Source organism: Streptomyces flavofungini (genome assembly GCF_014650815.1).
Classification (GTDB): domain Bacteria; phylum Actinomycetota; class Actinomycetes; order Streptomycetales; family Streptomycetaceae; genus Streptomyces; species Streptomyces flavofungini.
In genome coordinates, this window is the sequence record NZ_BMVR01000001.1 from 223,328 (window position 1) to 236,344 (window position 13,017).

Genomic DNA, 13,017 nt, shown 5'->3' on the forward strand with positions numbered 1-13,017 from the left:
GGCCTCGCCCCCGGCCGTCACACTGGCCGAAACTCGTCGCTCTTCCCCTCACTCCAGCGTCACTCCAGCCTCACTCCAGAAGCGACGTGAGGGGTCGGGACGGGTCGGAGAGGGCCTCCTGGTCGGGGCGGGCGCCGCGGCGGATGAGCTCCTGAACGGACTCGGTGACGTCCCACACATTCACGTTCATGCCCGCGAGCACCTGGCCCTCGCGGAGCCAGAACGCGATGAACTCGCGCTTGGCCGCGTCGCCGCGGATCACCACTTGGTCGTACGAGCCCGGGGGCGCCCAGCCCGAGTACTCCAGGCCGAGGTCGTACTGGTCGGAGAAGAAGTACGGCACGCGGTCGTACGTGACGTCGCGGCCGAGCATGGCGCGGGCGGCGGCCGGGCCGCCGTTGAGGGCGTTGGCCCAGTGCTCGACGCGCAGCCGGGTGTCGAAGAGGGCGTGGTGGACGGCGGCCACGTCACCGGCCGCGTAGATGTCGGGGTCGGAGGTGCGCAGGGACGCGTCGACGGCGATGCCGCCGCCCTCCGAGCGGTCCACCAGGGCCAGGCCCGCGGACTCGGCGAGCGCGGTGCGCGGGGCGGCGCCGATGGCGGCGAGCACGTCGTGCGCCGGGTGCTCCTCGCCGTCGTCGGTACGGGCGGCGAGGACCATGCCGTCCTGGCCGGTGATCTCGGTGAGGCGGGCGCCGAAGTGGAAGCGGACGCCGTGCTCGGCGTGCAGGTCGGCGAACATCTGGCCGATCTCCGGGCCGAGGACGGCGTGCAGCGGCGACGGCTCGGGCTCGACGACGGTGACCTCCGCGCCGTACTCCCGCGCGGCCGCGGCGACTTCGAGGCCGATCCAGCCCGCGCCCGCGATCACCAGATGGCCGTTGTCGCGGCCGAGCGCGGCCAGCACGTGCCGCAGCCGGTCGGCGTGCGCGAGGCGGCGCAGGTGGTGCACGCCCGCGAGGTCGGTGCCGGGGACGTCCAGGCGGCGCGGCTCGGCGCCGGTGGCGAGGAGCAGCTTGTCGTAGCGGATGACGGCGCCGTCGCCGAGGCGGACGGTGTGCGCGGCGCGGTCTATGGCGACGACGGTCTGGCCCAGGTGCAGCTCGACGTCGGAGCTCGCGTACCACCCGGGTTCGTGCACGAAGACGCTGTCGCGGTCCTCCTTGCCGAGGAGGTAGCCCTTGGACAGCGGCGGCCGTTCATAGGGGTGGTCGCGCTCGTCGCCGATGAGGATCACCCGGCCGGTGAAGCCCTCGGCCCGGAGCGTCTCGGCCGCTTTCGCGCCCGCGAGGCCCCCTCCGACGATGACGAACGTCTGATCCGCGTCGACCACTTGATGCCTCCTCGAAACCTTCAGCTCATGGGAGCGTCCCGCACGGAGCGTGAGGACGGAAGGGGGTGCGCGGCCCCCTGGCCACTTTCCGTCACGCCCCCTTTGCGCCTAAACCGGCGCCGCTCTCGCGGAACTGGTTACTCACCGTTTCGGTTCCTCAACCTATGGGTTGCGCTGGTCATTGCCTAGGACGACCGCCTGTGAGCCGGAGGTGCAGGGACCGTGCCGCGGCGTCCGTGAGGGACGCGATCTGGTCGATGACGACGCGCTGGGCCGCGCGGTCGTCGGTCGCCGCGTCGTACAGCGCGCGGAACTGCGGGTCGAGGCCCTCGGGGGCGCGGGCGGTGAGGGCGGCGGCGAGTTCGGCGACGACGACGCGCTGATCGGCGCGGAGCCGCTCCTGGGCGGGGCGCTGCATCACGTAACGGTCAGCGACGGCCTTGAGGACCGCGCACTCCAGGCGGGTGGCGCGGGGGACGACGAGTTCGGCGGCGTACCGGGTGAGCGGACCGGTGCCGTACCGCTCCCGGGTGGCGCTCTCCGCGGCGAGGCAGAAGCGCCCGATGAGCTGGCTGGTGGCGTCCTTGAGCCGGGCCTGGGCGACGGCGGACCCGTCGTAGCCGTGCGGCCACCACTCCTGCTCCTGAAGCCGGTCGAGGGCTTCGGCCAGCTCCTCGGGATCGGTGTCCTGCGCCACGTACCGTCCGACGGCGACGGCGAAGACGTCCTGCCGTTCGGGCTCGGCGTGCAGCAGGTTCGGGTCGAGGTGCCCGGCGTGCAGACCGTCCTCGACGTCGTGCACCGAGTACGCGACGTCGTCCGACCAGTCCATGATCTGCGCCTCGAAGCAGGTGCGGTGCCCGGAGCCGGGATGGGCCGGAGCCTCCTTGCGCACCCAGTCGAAGACCGGCCGGTCGTCCTCGTACACCCCGAACTTCACCGAAGACGGGTCGGTCGGATGGGACCCGCGCGGCCACGGGTACTTGGTGGCGGCGTCGAGTGCGGCACGCGTGAGGTTGAGCCCCACGCTGACCAGCTCACCGTCCCTTCCCCCCGGCATGAACCGCTTCGGCTCGATCCGGGTGAGCAGCCGCAGCGACTGGGCGTTCCCCTCGAACCCCCCGCACCCCTGCGCGACTTCGTTGAGCGCCTGCTCCCCGTTGTGCCCGAACGGCGGGTGCCCGAGGTCGTGCGACAGGCACGCGGTCTCCACCAGATCCGGGTCGCACCCGAGCGCCGCCCCCAGCTCCCGGCCGACCTGCGCGCACTCCAACGAGTGCGTGAGCCGCGTCCGCGCGCTGGCGTCCCACGCCTGGCTCTTGGCACCGGGCGTCACGACCTGCGTCTTGCCCGCGAGCCGCCGCAGCGCGCCCGAATGCAGCACCCGCGCCCGATCCCGCTGAAAGTCCGTACGCCCCTGCCGTTTGTCGGGCTCGGGCGCCCAGCGCTCGACAGCTGCCTCGTCGTAGAAAACGGTGTGCGGGTGCGGTGCGGTGCCTTCCATGCACCGACAGTAGACGGCGTGGGGGGCGGGGTGCGCGGGGGCCTGGCGGCGGGGGCCGGGTCGGGGGGCGGCCGGGGGCCGGGTCGGGGGGCGGCCGGGGGCCGGGGTCAGGCGGACGCCAGTTGCCGGTGTGCCACGGGAGCGGCCGACCGTGCCTGGTCGTAGCGGTGCAGCAGCAGGGCGGCGAGGGCCGGGTGCGCGCCGAGCGGGGCGGCGGCGAGCCACGGTGCGGCGTCGGCGACCTGGGTGGCGAAGCGGCCGGGCGCGGTGAAGTACGAGGCGACGGCGGCGTGCCGCACCCCGCGCGCCGCGAGGGCGCGCAGGGCCGCGGGCACGGTCGTCGGGGTGTGCTCGGTCGGTGCGGCGTACGCGGGCACGACGGGGACGCCGAGGCGGCGTGCCAGCAGACCGGCGGCGCGGCGGGTGTCGACGGCGGAGTCCGGGTCGCGGGAGCCCGCGGCGGCGAGGACCACACCGTGGCCCGCCACCGCGGCCCCGACGGGCCAGCCCGCTTCGGTGAGGCGGGTGTGCAGGGCCTCGATGAGGAGGGGGTGGGGGCCCAGAGGGGCGGCCAGGCGGAGGGGGCGGGCGGACCCGAGGGCCGCGGTGGCTGCGGCGGCGGTGGCGGCTGCGGCGGGGATGTCGTGCTTGACGTGGTAGCCGCGGCTGAGGAGGAGCGGTACGAGGACGGCGCCGGGGCCGTCGGCGGGGAGGCCGCGCAGCGTCTCGTCGAGGGCGGGCCCGTTCAGCTCGATGTGCCCGAGCCGCACGTCCAGACCGGGGCGCAGCGAGCGGACGAGGTCGAGCAGCGCTGTCACCGTGCGGTGGGCGCGGGGGTCGCGGCTGCCGTGGGCCACCAGGACGAGGGCGGGAGGGGAAGCGGGGACGGGGGTGGGCGGTGGGGCATGCGGCGCGGGGGCGGGAAAGGTGGGGACGGGGGTGCGGTCGGGGTCCGTTCGGCGGGACCCCCTGAGGGTGACGCGCCCGAGGCAGGCGCCCAGCTCGCTGGTGATGCGGGTGATGAGTTGGGCGGTGGTGTCGAGCGGCGTGGTGGGGTCGAGCGGCGTGGTGGGGTCGAGCGGCGTGGTGGGGTCGAGCGGCGTGGTGGGGTCGAGCGGCGTGGTGGGGTCGAGCGGTGTGGTGGGGTCCGGCGGGGCGACGGTGTCCGCTGAGGCGATGGGGTCCGGCGAAGCCGTGGGGTCCGGCAGGGCCGTGGGGTCCGGATGCGGGTTCGACGGCGTCATGGACCGAGGATGGCGGGGGCAGGTTGCGGTCCCGTTGCGTCGCCGTGACGAGTGTTTTCGGGGGGCTCACGGGCGGGGGTGGAGGGTTGTCAGGTGCGGGGGGCCGGGGCTGGCCTGCTGGTAGGGATGGTGGGGTCTTGGGGTTGGTCGGGTGCTGTGCCCTGGCCGGTGGGAGGGGTGACTGCCACCTCCGGGGAGGGTTTGCAGGCATGCGACTGGGATGTCGGTATCTCGCAGAGTGCGCGGAAGCCCTATAGCGGCACGGCGAAGGCGCAGGTCGCGGCGGTGGTCTCCGCGCCTGCGGGGATGCCCCCGCCCGACTCGGCCCGTGAGGCGCTGGTCGACGTGGTCCCGTGCGTACGAGCCGAACAGGACACCGGCCAAAGCCGCTAGGGCCGGCTGCATCCGGCCCGAGGCGGCAGCGGCGCCGTGTCGGGACCATGGCCGGAGTGGGGATTCGGTGATCGGCCACAGGAGTGGACGAATCCGAAGGCGGACCCGCGCGGGGTCGACACGGACGAGATGTGCGGCGCCGGGCCGCTAGGCTCCGGGGCTGATTCGTCCAGGCGCCAGACAAGGACCCGCCATGCCCCGCGCTTCTGTACTGATGTATGCCGCTGCCACCGCCGTGGCCCTTACGCTGCCGTTCGCGGGGCCCGTCGTCGCCGCCGAGCCCGGCGGTTCTCTGACGATCAACGGCACCACGTACAACGACCCGCGCCCCGGCTGCTACCCCAGCAACGCGCCCAACGCCCTGGTCGTCAACAACACCGGGGTCGACGCCTACGTGTACGCCGACCCGCACTGCCGGGATCTGAAGGAGCTCCAGGTCGTCGCGCCTGGGGCCAGCGGTTACGTGTCGGGCGGCCAGGGCGTTCACATCATCTGAGGTCTGCGCAGCCCCCTCACACCACCCCCCGCCCCGGCCGGAGGTCGCCGTACCCCCCGCGTAACCCGCCGGCCCGTGGCGTGAAACATGTGCGGCCGAGGGTGGGGGCATGCACCCCATGGCCGCACCCGAACGGACCCCGCCCGAGCCGACACCAGGTCCCGCCGCGCCGGGCGGCGGCCCCGCCACCCCCACCCCCACCCCCACCCACTGCCCCTACTGCGCCCTCCAGTGCGGCATGGGCCTCGTCGAGGGGAGCGCGGGGGTGGAAGTCGTCGAGCGGCCCGCGTTCCCCGTCAATGGGGGCGCGTTGTGCGGGAAGGGGCGCACGGCGCCCGCTGTGCTGTCTTCGCGGGTGCGGTTGACCGGGCCACTGGTGCGGTCCCGCGTCAGTGGGGAGCTTGAGCCCGCCGGGTGGGAAGAGGCGCTGGATCGGGTGGCCGAGGGGCTCGCGCGGGTTCGGGGGGAGTACGGGGCGGATGCCTGCGGGGTGTTCGGCGGGGGTGGGCTCACCAATGAGAAGGCCTATGCGCTGGGGAAGTTCGCGCGGGTCGTGCTGGGTACCTCGCAGATCGACTACAACGGGCGGTTCTGCATGTCGTCCGCCGCTGCCGCCGGAACGCGGGCCTTCGGGCTCGACCGAGGGTTGCCGTTTCCGCTCGCCGACGTCGCCCGGACCGGGTGCGTGATCCTCGTCGGGTCCAATCTCGCCGAGACCATGCCGCCCGCCCTGCGGTATCTGACGGAACTGAAGGAGAACGGCGGTACGTTGATCGTCATCGATCCGCGGCGTACCCGGACCGCCGAGCAGGCCGACCTGCACCTCGCCCCGCGCCCCGGCACCGATCTCGCCCTCGCGCTCGGGCTGTTGCACCTCGTGGTGGCCGAGGGGCGTACCGATGAGGCGTACATCGAGGAGCGCACGACCGGGTGGGAGGAGGCGCGGGCCGCCGCCATGGCGCATTGGCCCGAGTACGTGGAGCGGGTCACGGGCGTTCCCGTGCCTCAACTCCGTGACGTCGTACGACTGTTCTGCGATGCCGAGCACGCGATGGTCCTCACCGCGCGCGGGCCAGAGCAGCAGGCCAAGGGCACCGACACCGTCAGCGCCTGGATCAATCTGTGCCTGGCCACCGGACGGCCCGGGCGGCCGCTGTCCGGGTACGGGTGTCTGACCGGGCAGGGGAACGGACAGGGCGGGCGTGAACACGGGCAGAAGGCCGATCAGTTGCCCGGGTACCGGAAGCTGACCGATCCCGCGGCGCGGGCCCATGTGGCCGGGGTGTGGGGAGTGGATCCCGATGCGCTGCCCGGGCCCGGGCGGTCCGCGTACGAACTCCTCGACGCCCTCGGTCGGGACGTGAAGTCGCTGCTCCTGATGGGGTCCAACCCCGTCGTGTCGGCGCCGCGCGCCGCCCATGTGGAGGAGCGGATACGGTCGTTGGACTTTCTGGCCGTCGCGGACGTGGTGCTTTCCGAGACCGCTCGGCTCGCTGACGTCGTGCTTCCCGTCACGCAGTGGGCCGAGGAGACGGGCACCGTCACCAATCTTGAGGGGCGGGTGCTGCTGCGGCGGCGCGCCGTCGACCCGCCGGACGGCGTGCGCAGTGACCTTGAGGTGCTGCACGGGCTCGCCGCCCGGCTCGGGCACGGGGAGAAGTTCCCGGTGGTGGCGGAGGAGGTGTTCGAGGAGTTGCGGCGGGCCAGCGCGGGTGGCATCGCGGACTACTCGGGGATCTCGTACGGGCGGTTGCGGGAAGGGGACGGGGAAGGGGTGTTCTGGCCCTGCCCGCGGGAGGCGGCGGGTGCGGACGCGCACGGCGGTACGCCTCGGCTGTTCCTGGAGCGGTTCGCCACCGAGGACGGGCGGGCTCGGTTCGTGGCCGTCGCGCATCGGGACTCCGCCGAGGAGACCGACTCCGAGTATCCCGTCGTGCTCACCACTGGTCGGGTGCTCTCGCAGTACCAGTCCGGGGCGCAGACTCGGCGTGTGGAGGAATTGAACGCCGCCGCGCCGGGGGCGTTCGTCGAGGTGCACCCGCGGCTCGCCGCGCGGTTGCGGGTTGCCGACGGGGAGGCGGTGGCTGTGGTTTCGCGGCGGGGGCGGGTGGTCGTGCCTGCGCGGGTGACCGCCGGGATTCGGCCTGACACCGTGTTCATGCCGTTCCACTGGCCGGGGGAAGGGCGGGCCAATACGCTCACCCATCCCGCGTTGGATCCGGTGTCGGGGATGCCGGAGTTCAAGGTGTGCGCGGTGCGGGTGGAGCGGGTCTGAGGGGTTCCCCGGTCCCGCCCCTTCCCGAGACCGGGGCTTCGCCCCTGGGCCCCGGGGTGGGTGTCCCCCTCGGGTGGGACGGGCCGGCCCCGATCGGCGCTGCGCGCCTCGTCCTCAAGCGTCGGACGGGCTGGATCGTCGCCGGTGCGGGCTGGACCTGCCGTAGCCGGACGTGCCGGTGCCGGGAGGCCAGGTGCCCTCCGGCAGAAGCACCCCGCTCGCCCGCAACCCCGCCGCCAGCCTCTCCCCCGCCACATACACCCACGCCCTCCTCCTCACCCCGTCCGCACACCGCACCTCACGCGCCACCCGCTCGTACAGGCTGTACGGGTCGCCCGGCGCGTACTCCTCCAGGCGGTCCAGGGCCGCGCGGACCGCCTCGTACGCCGTCGGCGCCGGTGTGATCAGGTCGCCGTGGACCGGGCCGCCCCCAGGGGTCTCCACCGCGTAGGGGTAGCCGGGGCCGTCGTACAGGAGCGCGTGCGGCAGCTGGGCCGGGGTGTGGGTCAGGACGCGGCCGCCGAGGTGCGCCGCGTGGTTGCGTTCGCCGGGGCGGAGGGTGCCGTAGACGAAGAACGGCAGGTGTTCGGTGTCGGCGCCCGGGGTCACGCCGGGGCTCCCGGGGACGTCTCCGCCGCCACCCACGCCAGGTACGCCGCGCCGCCCCGCGTCACGGGCGTCGCGATGATCTCCGGGGTGTCGTAGTCGTGCGCCGCCAGGAGCCAGGACTCCAGAGCGGGGTAGCGGGACTCGGTCGTCTTCAGGAGCACCTGCCACTCCCGGGCCGTCTCGACCGCGCCCTCCCAGCGGTACACCGACGTCACCGGACCGCTGATCTGCGCGCAGGCCGCCACCCGCGCCTCCACGGCACCGCGCGCCAGCGCGTCCGCCTTGTCCGGGGTATCGGTCGTCGTCAGAACCGTCAGAACCGTCGGAGCGGTCGGAGCGGTCGGAGCGGTGGTGGGGTCGGTCACGGGGGGTGCTTCCTCTTCTCAAGGCTCAGGTATCAGGGCTCAGGTATCAGGGCTCAGGGCTCAGGTATCGGGGAGGCTACCGGCCAGGTCCAAGGTCCCGATTTCGGACGTTCAGCGACTTTCGTGGCTGTTGTTACACAACCTCGTGGTTCCCGTGATGCGTCCTTCGTAGCGTCGACAGTCGTAGTGGTGGCCGGTGGCCGGTAGCCGCCGGACCCCCGGTGCCCCCCCCGACCGGACGCCACCCAGCCTCCCCCTACCCCCACTCCCCCGGCCCCCCATGAACCTGCGCTTCCGCATCCCGCCCGGCGTGCCCCTCGCCGCCCTGGCCGTCGCCGTGCTGTCCGCGTGCGGGGCCACCAGTGGCCTCGGCGCCACCGAGCCCGCCCCGCCGGTCTCGGTGCAGCCGCGCCCCGAGCCGCTGTGGTCCGCCTGGTCGGGGTCGTCGGCGCCCGGCGCGGACCCCACGTCGCAGCAGCCGCCGCCCGAGCCGCTGGCGGGGCTCGGCGCGCTCGGGCCCGGCGGGCTCGCCAAGGCCGACGTACGGGAGCTGCTGCGCGCGGACACCCGGCTGCGTACCCTCGCCGACCGGCCGCTGGTGAAGAAGCCGGGGCGGCCGGGCATCCGGCCGCCGGTGCTCACCGACCTCACCGGGGACGGCAAGCCCGAGATGCTGGTCGCCGTCGACGTGGAGAGCGGGCGCAGCGTGCTCGTCGTGTATCTCGAAAAGCGCGGGAAGGTCTATCCGGTCCTGTTCACCGCCGGGCGGCGGCTCTCCGTGGAGACCGTCGGCAAGGACCTGCTCGTACGCAGCCCCTGCGCCGAGGGCGGCGAGCAGGCCGTGCGCTTCCATTGGGACGGCACCCGGATGTCCACCGTCAGTGATGTCAAGAGCTACGGCGGCAAGGGCGGCAGCTCCCCCTCGCCCGCCGACCCCGGATCCCCCGGATCCCCCGGAGCCCGCCCATGAGGCTCCGCTTCCCGCGCACCCGCCTCGTGCGCACCCCGCGCCGCGCCCGCGCCGCCCGCGGCCCGCGCCGCCACTCCCTCTCCCTCCGCTGGCACGCCCTGGGCCTGCGCTGGAAGATCGCCGCCCTGCTCGCCGGGGGCTGTGCGGTCGTCGCCGTCGCCATCGGGCTGCTGATCCACGACGCGCGTCTGGATCAGGTGTGTGCGGGCGCGCGGTCGGCGGCCACGGCGCAGCTCGTCCGGGTACGGCAGGTGTACGAGCTGACGGGGCAGGTCCCGCAGGACGACACGGACGCGGCGGTCGACGCGCGCGGGCTGCCGGAGCCGCTGCGGGCCGCCGCGCTCGACGGGCAGCGCAGTACGTATCTGGACATGGACGCGGACGAGCCGTCGGTGTGGGCGGCGCGGCCGGTCGGCGACCACGTCCTGTCGGTGCGGCTTCCGCTGCGCGAACAGGCCGACGAGATGGCCGAGTTCGACCAGCAGCTGATCGTGTCGGGGGCCGTCGTCGTGGCCCTGGCCGCGCTCGGCGGGGCCGCCCTCGCCAGCAGGCTCAGCCGCGACCTGCGGACCGCCGCGGCCACCGCGCGCCGCATCAGCCAGGGCGAGCTGGACGCCCGCATCGGGCATCCGCTGCCGCCGGGTTTCCGGCACGGCCGGAACGAGGTCGCCGACCTCGCCACCGCCGTCGACACCATGGCGGCGACGCTGCAGCGGCGCCTGGAGGCCGAGCAGCGGTTCACCGCGGACGTCGCCCACGAACTGCGTACGCCGCTGACCGGGCTGCACACCGCCGCCGAACTCCTGCCGCCGAGCCGCCCCACCGAGCTGGTCCGCGACCGCGTCGGGGCGCTGCGCACCCTCACCGAGGACCTCCTCGAAGTCGCCCGGCTCGACGCGGACGCGGAACGGCCCGACCTGGACGTCCATCCGCTCGGCACCCTCGTCCAGGGCATGGTCCAACGGGCGGGCTGCGCCGAGCAGTTCAGGGGGCGCGGGGTGCGGCTGAGCAGCGTCGACGAGCGTCTCGTACGGACCGACGCGCGCCGCCTGGAGCGGATCCTGACCAACCTCGTCGGCAACGCCTGCCGGCACGGCCGTGGCCCCGTCGACCTGTGCGTCGACGGGGCCACGGTGACGGTCCGCGACCACGGCCCCGGCTTCCCGGCGCACCTGCTGCGCGAGGGCCCGCAGCGGTTCCAGACGGGCGCCCGCGAACGCGGCCAGGGCACCGGGCTCGGCCTGACCATCGCCCTCGGCCAGGCGGTGGTCATCGGGGCGCGGGTGGAGCTGGGCAACGCGGACGACGGGGGCGCGGTGGCGGTGGTCCACCTGCCGGAGGCGTGAGCGGGCCGGGCCGCCCTTCGCCCCGGCCGCCCCGGCCCGCCTCCGGGACGACGCCCACGCACCGCTCAACTCCCGTACGACCGCACCTCCTTGGCCGACCGCAGCGCCCAAGCCCACCAGTGCAGCTGGTCCAGCATCCCCTTCGCCGCCGCCTCCGCAACCGACGGGTCGCGGTGGGCGCCCTCGTCGTCGAAGAGCGCGCCCGCGTTGTGGAAGGAGACGGTGTCGCGGACGGTGACCATGTGCAGCTCGGCGAAGACCTGGCGCAGGTGCTCGACCGCGCGCAGGCCGCCGGAGATGCCGCCGTAGGAGACGAGGGCGACGGGCTTGGCCCGCCATTCGCCGTGGTGCCAGTCGATGACGTTCTTCAGGGACGCGGGGTAGGAGTGGTTGTACTCGGGCGTGAGGACGATGAACGCGTCGGCCGCCGCCAACTTCGGTGTGACCTTGGCGAGTTCGGCGATGACCTCGGCGGACGGGCGGTAGGACAGGGACGTGGGCAGGTCGACCTCCGCCAGGTCGACGACGTCCGCCTCGAACCCCTCGTGGCCGCGCACCCGGCCGAGCAGCCACTCGGCGACGACCGGGCCGAAGCGGCCCTCGCGGTTGCTGCCGACGATCACGGCGACCTTCACCGGCGTACCGGTCGAGGACGCGAAGGCGGGGTCGGTGGAGGCGGCGGGGGAAGCGGACTCGGAGACGGCCTTGGCCGTGGTGGTGTTCATGCGGAGAGCTTCTTAGTTAAACCTTGGTTCAGGTCAAGCCGTGTCCGGGACTAATCTGGCCGCATGACGACGCATCTCGCACCGGACGCCAAGGAAGCCACCGTCGGTGAACTCGCCGAGCGCAGCGGGGTCGCGCCCTCCGCCCTGCGGTTCTACGAGCGCGAAGGGCTCATCTCCAGCCGCCGTACGACCGGCAACCAGCGCCGCTACGGCCGGGACACGCTGCGCCGCGTCGCCTTCATCCGCACCTCGCAGCGGCTCGGCATCCCGCTGGCCACCATCCGCGACGTGCTGAAGCTGCTGCCGGAGGACCGTACGCCGACCCGCGCGGACTGGGCCCGCATCTCCGAGTGCTGGCGCGCGGACCTGGACCAGCGCATCCGCACCCTGCAGCGGCTGCGCGACAACCTGAGCGACTGCATCGGCTGCGGCTGCCTCTCGCTGGACCGCTGCGCCCTGTCGAACCCGTGGGACGAGCTGGCCGCGCACGGGCCGGGGCCGCGTCGCCTCCTGGAGGACTGAGGACGGGGGACTGAGGACGGGGGACTGAGGACGGGGGACTGAGGACGGGGGACTGCGGGCGGCGGACTGCGGGCGGCGGACTGCGGGGCCGGCCGACCCGCCTGACCAGGGCCTGCGGCAGCCGGGCGGCCGTCCGGGCCCGCGAACTCCGCACGTACGGTGGGGCCATGACCACACCAGCACCCACCACCGCCGACGTCACCCGGCTTGAGATCGACGGCCTGCCCGGCACCGCCGACACCCTGCGGGCCCGCGCCCTCGACGGCTTCGGGCACTTCACCGCCATGCAGGTCAGGGGCGGCAAGGTCCGCGGCCTCGGGCTGCACCTGGACCGCCTGGACGCCGCGAACCGCGAACTCTTCGACCAGGGGCTCGACGGGGACCGGGTCCGGGAGCTGATCCGGCACGCGCTCGCCGGGGACGGCAGCGGCGACGGTGACCAGGAGGGAGGGAGCGCCACCGGCTCGGCCGAGAGCACCACCGGCCTCATCGGCGACGCCTCCGTCCGCGTCTACGTCCACGCCCCCGGCGGCACCCCCTCCCTCATGGTCACCGTGCGGGCCCCCACCGAGTTGCCCGTCACGATGGCCGACCGGGCGCAGGCCCTGAAGTCCGTGCCGTACGTGCGGCCGGTCGCGCACATCAAGCACCTCGGCGGCTTCGGGCAGGCCTACCACGGCCGGGAGGCGCGCCGCGCGGGCTACGACGAGGCGCTGCTCACCGGGCACGACGGCCTGATCAGCGAGGGCGCGATCACGAACGTGGCGTTCTTCGACGGGCGCGAGCTGGTGTGGCCCGACGCCCCGCACCTGGCCGGGATCACCATGCGGCTCCTCCGGGCCGGGCTCGCGGACGCGGGGCTGCCCACGCGGCTCGCGCCGGTACGGCTGCGGGACCTGCCTTCGTACCGCGCGGCCCTCGTCATGAACTCCTGGGGCGTCAGCCCGGTGAGCCGCGTCGACGACCTGGACCTGCCGCTGGACGAGAAGCTGATGGGAACCGTGGCCGAGGTCTACGAGGCCGCGCCCTGGGACGTGATCTGAGCCGGGCTCAGCTGTCGACGCCACCTCGGGTCACCCATTCACCGGCGCCGCGCCACGGCTTCGGATCCTTTCCGTGACACGCGTGGTGACCTGCTGGAACGTTTCCGTCGGGGCGTCAGGAGCCGGGTCCGCGCAGTGTTTCTGAGGGGGCTTCAGCAGGCGTACGCGGCCGAGTGCCACTTACCTCGGAGG

12 protein-coding genes are annotated in these 13,017 nt (G+C 74.0%); 6 read left to right on the forward strand and 6 right to left on the reverse strand.

Annotated elements, in window-relative coordinates:
- Positions 1-70 precede the first annotated feature (70 nt).
- From IE274_RS00945 to IE274_RS00955, 3 genes are all read right to left on the reverse strand, one after another.
- Positions 71-1,333 carry an NAD(P)/FAD-dependent oxidoreductase gene (locus IE274_RS00945; protein WP_190113592.1) on the reverse strand — a complete coding sequence of 421 codons (1,263 nt, stop codon included), beginning with the start codon at positions 1,331-1,333 and terminating at the stop codon, positions 71-73.
- A gap of 178 nt (positions 1,334-1,511) precedes the next feature.
- On the reverse strand, positions 1,512-2,837 hold the full coding sequence (locus tag IE274_RS00950; protein WP_190113593.1) for a deoxyguanosinetriphosphate triphosphohydrolase: 1,326 nt from the start codon (positions 2,835-2,837) through the stop codon (positions 1,512-1,514).
- A 107-nt stretch (positions 2,838-2,944) separates the two neighbouring features.
- A complete protein-coding gene (locus IE274_RS00955; RefSeq protein WP_190113594.1) occupies positions 2,945-4,081 on the reverse strand; it encodes a sirohydrochlorin chelatase in 1,137 nt (378 codons plus the stop codon).
- Positions 4,082-4,667: 586 nt separating this feature from the next.
- Between IE274_RS00955 and IE274_RS00960 the strand changes: the two genes are divergently transcribed.
- The gene (locus IE274_RS00960; RefSeq protein WP_190113595.1) at positions 4,668-4,970 is read left to right on the forward strand and encodes a hypothetical protein; all 303 of its coding nucleotides are present in this window, start codon (positions 4,668-4,670) and stop codon (positions 4,968-4,970) included.
- A gap of 118 nt (positions 4,971-5,088) precedes the next feature.
- Positions 5,089-7,245, forward strand: a complete 2,157-nt coding sequence (locus tag IE274_RS00965) for a molybdopterin oxidoreductase family protein (protein WP_268255549.1) — start codon at positions 5,089-5,091, stop codon at positions 7,243-7,245.
- Positions 7,246-7,359: 114 nt separating this feature from the next.
- On the opposite strand, the gene IE274_RS00970 is transcribed toward IE274_RS00965, so the two are convergent.
- Both IE274_RS00970 and cutA read right to left on the reverse strand, forming a co-directional pair.
- Complete coding sequence (locus IE274_RS00970) at positions 7,360-7,854, reverse strand: gamma-glutamylcyclotransferase family protein (protein WP_190113596.1); 495 nt, start codon at positions 7,852-7,854, stop codon at positions 7,360-7,362.
- Positions 7,851-8,219, reverse strand: coding sequence for a divalent-cation tolerance protein CutA (cutA, locus tag IE274_RS00975; protein WP_190113597.1), 369 nt, complete (start codon positions 8,217-8,219; stop codon positions 7,851-7,853). Before cutA ends, IE274_RS00970 begins: the two co-directional genes overlap by 4 nt.
- A gap of 280 nt (positions 8,220-8,499) precedes the next feature.
- On the opposite strand from cutA, the gene IE274_RS00980 reads away from it, so the two are divergent.
- Both IE274_RS00980 and IE274_RS00985 read left to right on the forward strand, forming a co-directional pair.
- Positions 8,500-9,189, forward strand: coding sequence for a hypothetical protein (locus IE274_RS00980; protein ID WP_190113598.1), 690 nt, complete (start codon positions 8,500-8,502; stop codon positions 9,187-9,189).
- Positions 9,186-10,535, forward strand: coding sequence for a sensor histidine kinase (locus tag IE274_RS00985; protein ID WP_190113599.1), 1,350 nt, complete (start codon positions 9,186-9,188; stop codon positions 10,533-10,535). The genes IE274_RS00980 and IE274_RS00985 overlap by 4 nt, the downstream gene beginning before the upstream one ends.
- A 65-nt stretch (positions 10,536-10,600) precedes the next feature.
- Here IE274_RS00985 and IE274_RS00990 read toward each other — a convergent pair whose 3' ends face one another.
- Positions 10,601-11,260 carry an NADPH-dependent FMN reductase gene (locus tag IE274_RS00990; RefSeq protein ID WP_190113600.1) on the reverse strand — a complete coding sequence of 220 codons (660 nt, stop codon included), beginning with the start codon at positions 11,258-11,260 and terminating at the stop codon, positions 10,601-10,603.
- A gap of 63 nt (positions 11,261-11,323) precedes the next feature.
- Here IE274_RS00990 and soxR point away from each other — a divergent pair, with 63 nt between their 5' ends.
- Positions 11,324-11,782 carry a redox-sensitive transcriptional activator SoxR gene (gene soxR, locus IE274_RS00995; RefSeq protein WP_190113601.1) on the forward strand — a complete coding sequence of 153 codons (459 nt, stop codon included), beginning with the start codon at positions 11,324-11,326 and terminating at the stop codon, positions 11,780-11,782.
- A gap of 167 nt (positions 11,783-11,949) precedes the next feature.
- Positions 11,950-12,825, forward strand: coding sequence for an aminotransferase class IV (locus IE274_RS01000; protein WP_190113602.1), 876 nt, complete (start codon positions 11,950-11,952; stop codon positions 12,823-12,825).
- Positions 12,826-13,017: the final 192 nt, after the last annotated feature.

Bases quoted from the DNA above. Each gene is read 5' to 3' on its own strand.
- IE274_RS00950 (WP_190113593.1), bottom strand. From the start codon at position 2,837: ATGGAAGGCACCGCACCGCACCCGCACACCGTTTTCTACGACGAGGCA.
- IE274_RS00955 (WP_190113594.1), bottom strand. From the start codon at position 4,081: ATGACGCCGTCGAACCCGCATCCGGACCCCACGGCCCTGCCGGACCCC.
- IE274_RS00960 (WP_190113595.1), top strand. From the start codon at position 4,668: ATGCCCCGCGCTTCTGTACTGATGTATGCCGCTGCCACCGCCGTGGCC.
- IE274_RS00965 (WP_268255549.1), top strand. From the start codon at position 5,089: ATGGCCGCACCCGAACGGACCCCGCCCGAGCCGACACCAGGTCCCGCC.
- IE274_RS00980 (WP_190113598.1), top strand. From the start codon at position 8,500: ATGAACCTGCGCTTCCGCATCCCGCCCGGCGTGCCCCTCGCCGCCCTG.
- IE274_RS00985 (WP_190113599.1), top strand. From the start codon at position 9,186: ATGAGGCTCCGCTTCCCGCGCACCCGCCTCGTGCGCACCCCGCGCCGC.
- IE274_RS00990 (WP_190113600.1), bottom strand. From the start codon at position 11,260: ATGAACACCACCACGGCCAAGGCCGTCTCCGAGTCCGCTTCCCCCGCC.
- soxR (WP_190113601.1), top strand. From the start codon at position 11,324: ATGACGACGCATCTCGCACCGGACGCCAAGGAAGCCACCGTCGGTGAA.
- IE274_RS01000 (WP_190113602.1), top strand. From the start codon at position 11,950: ATGACCACACCAGCACCCACCACCGCCGACGTCACCCGGCTTGAGATC.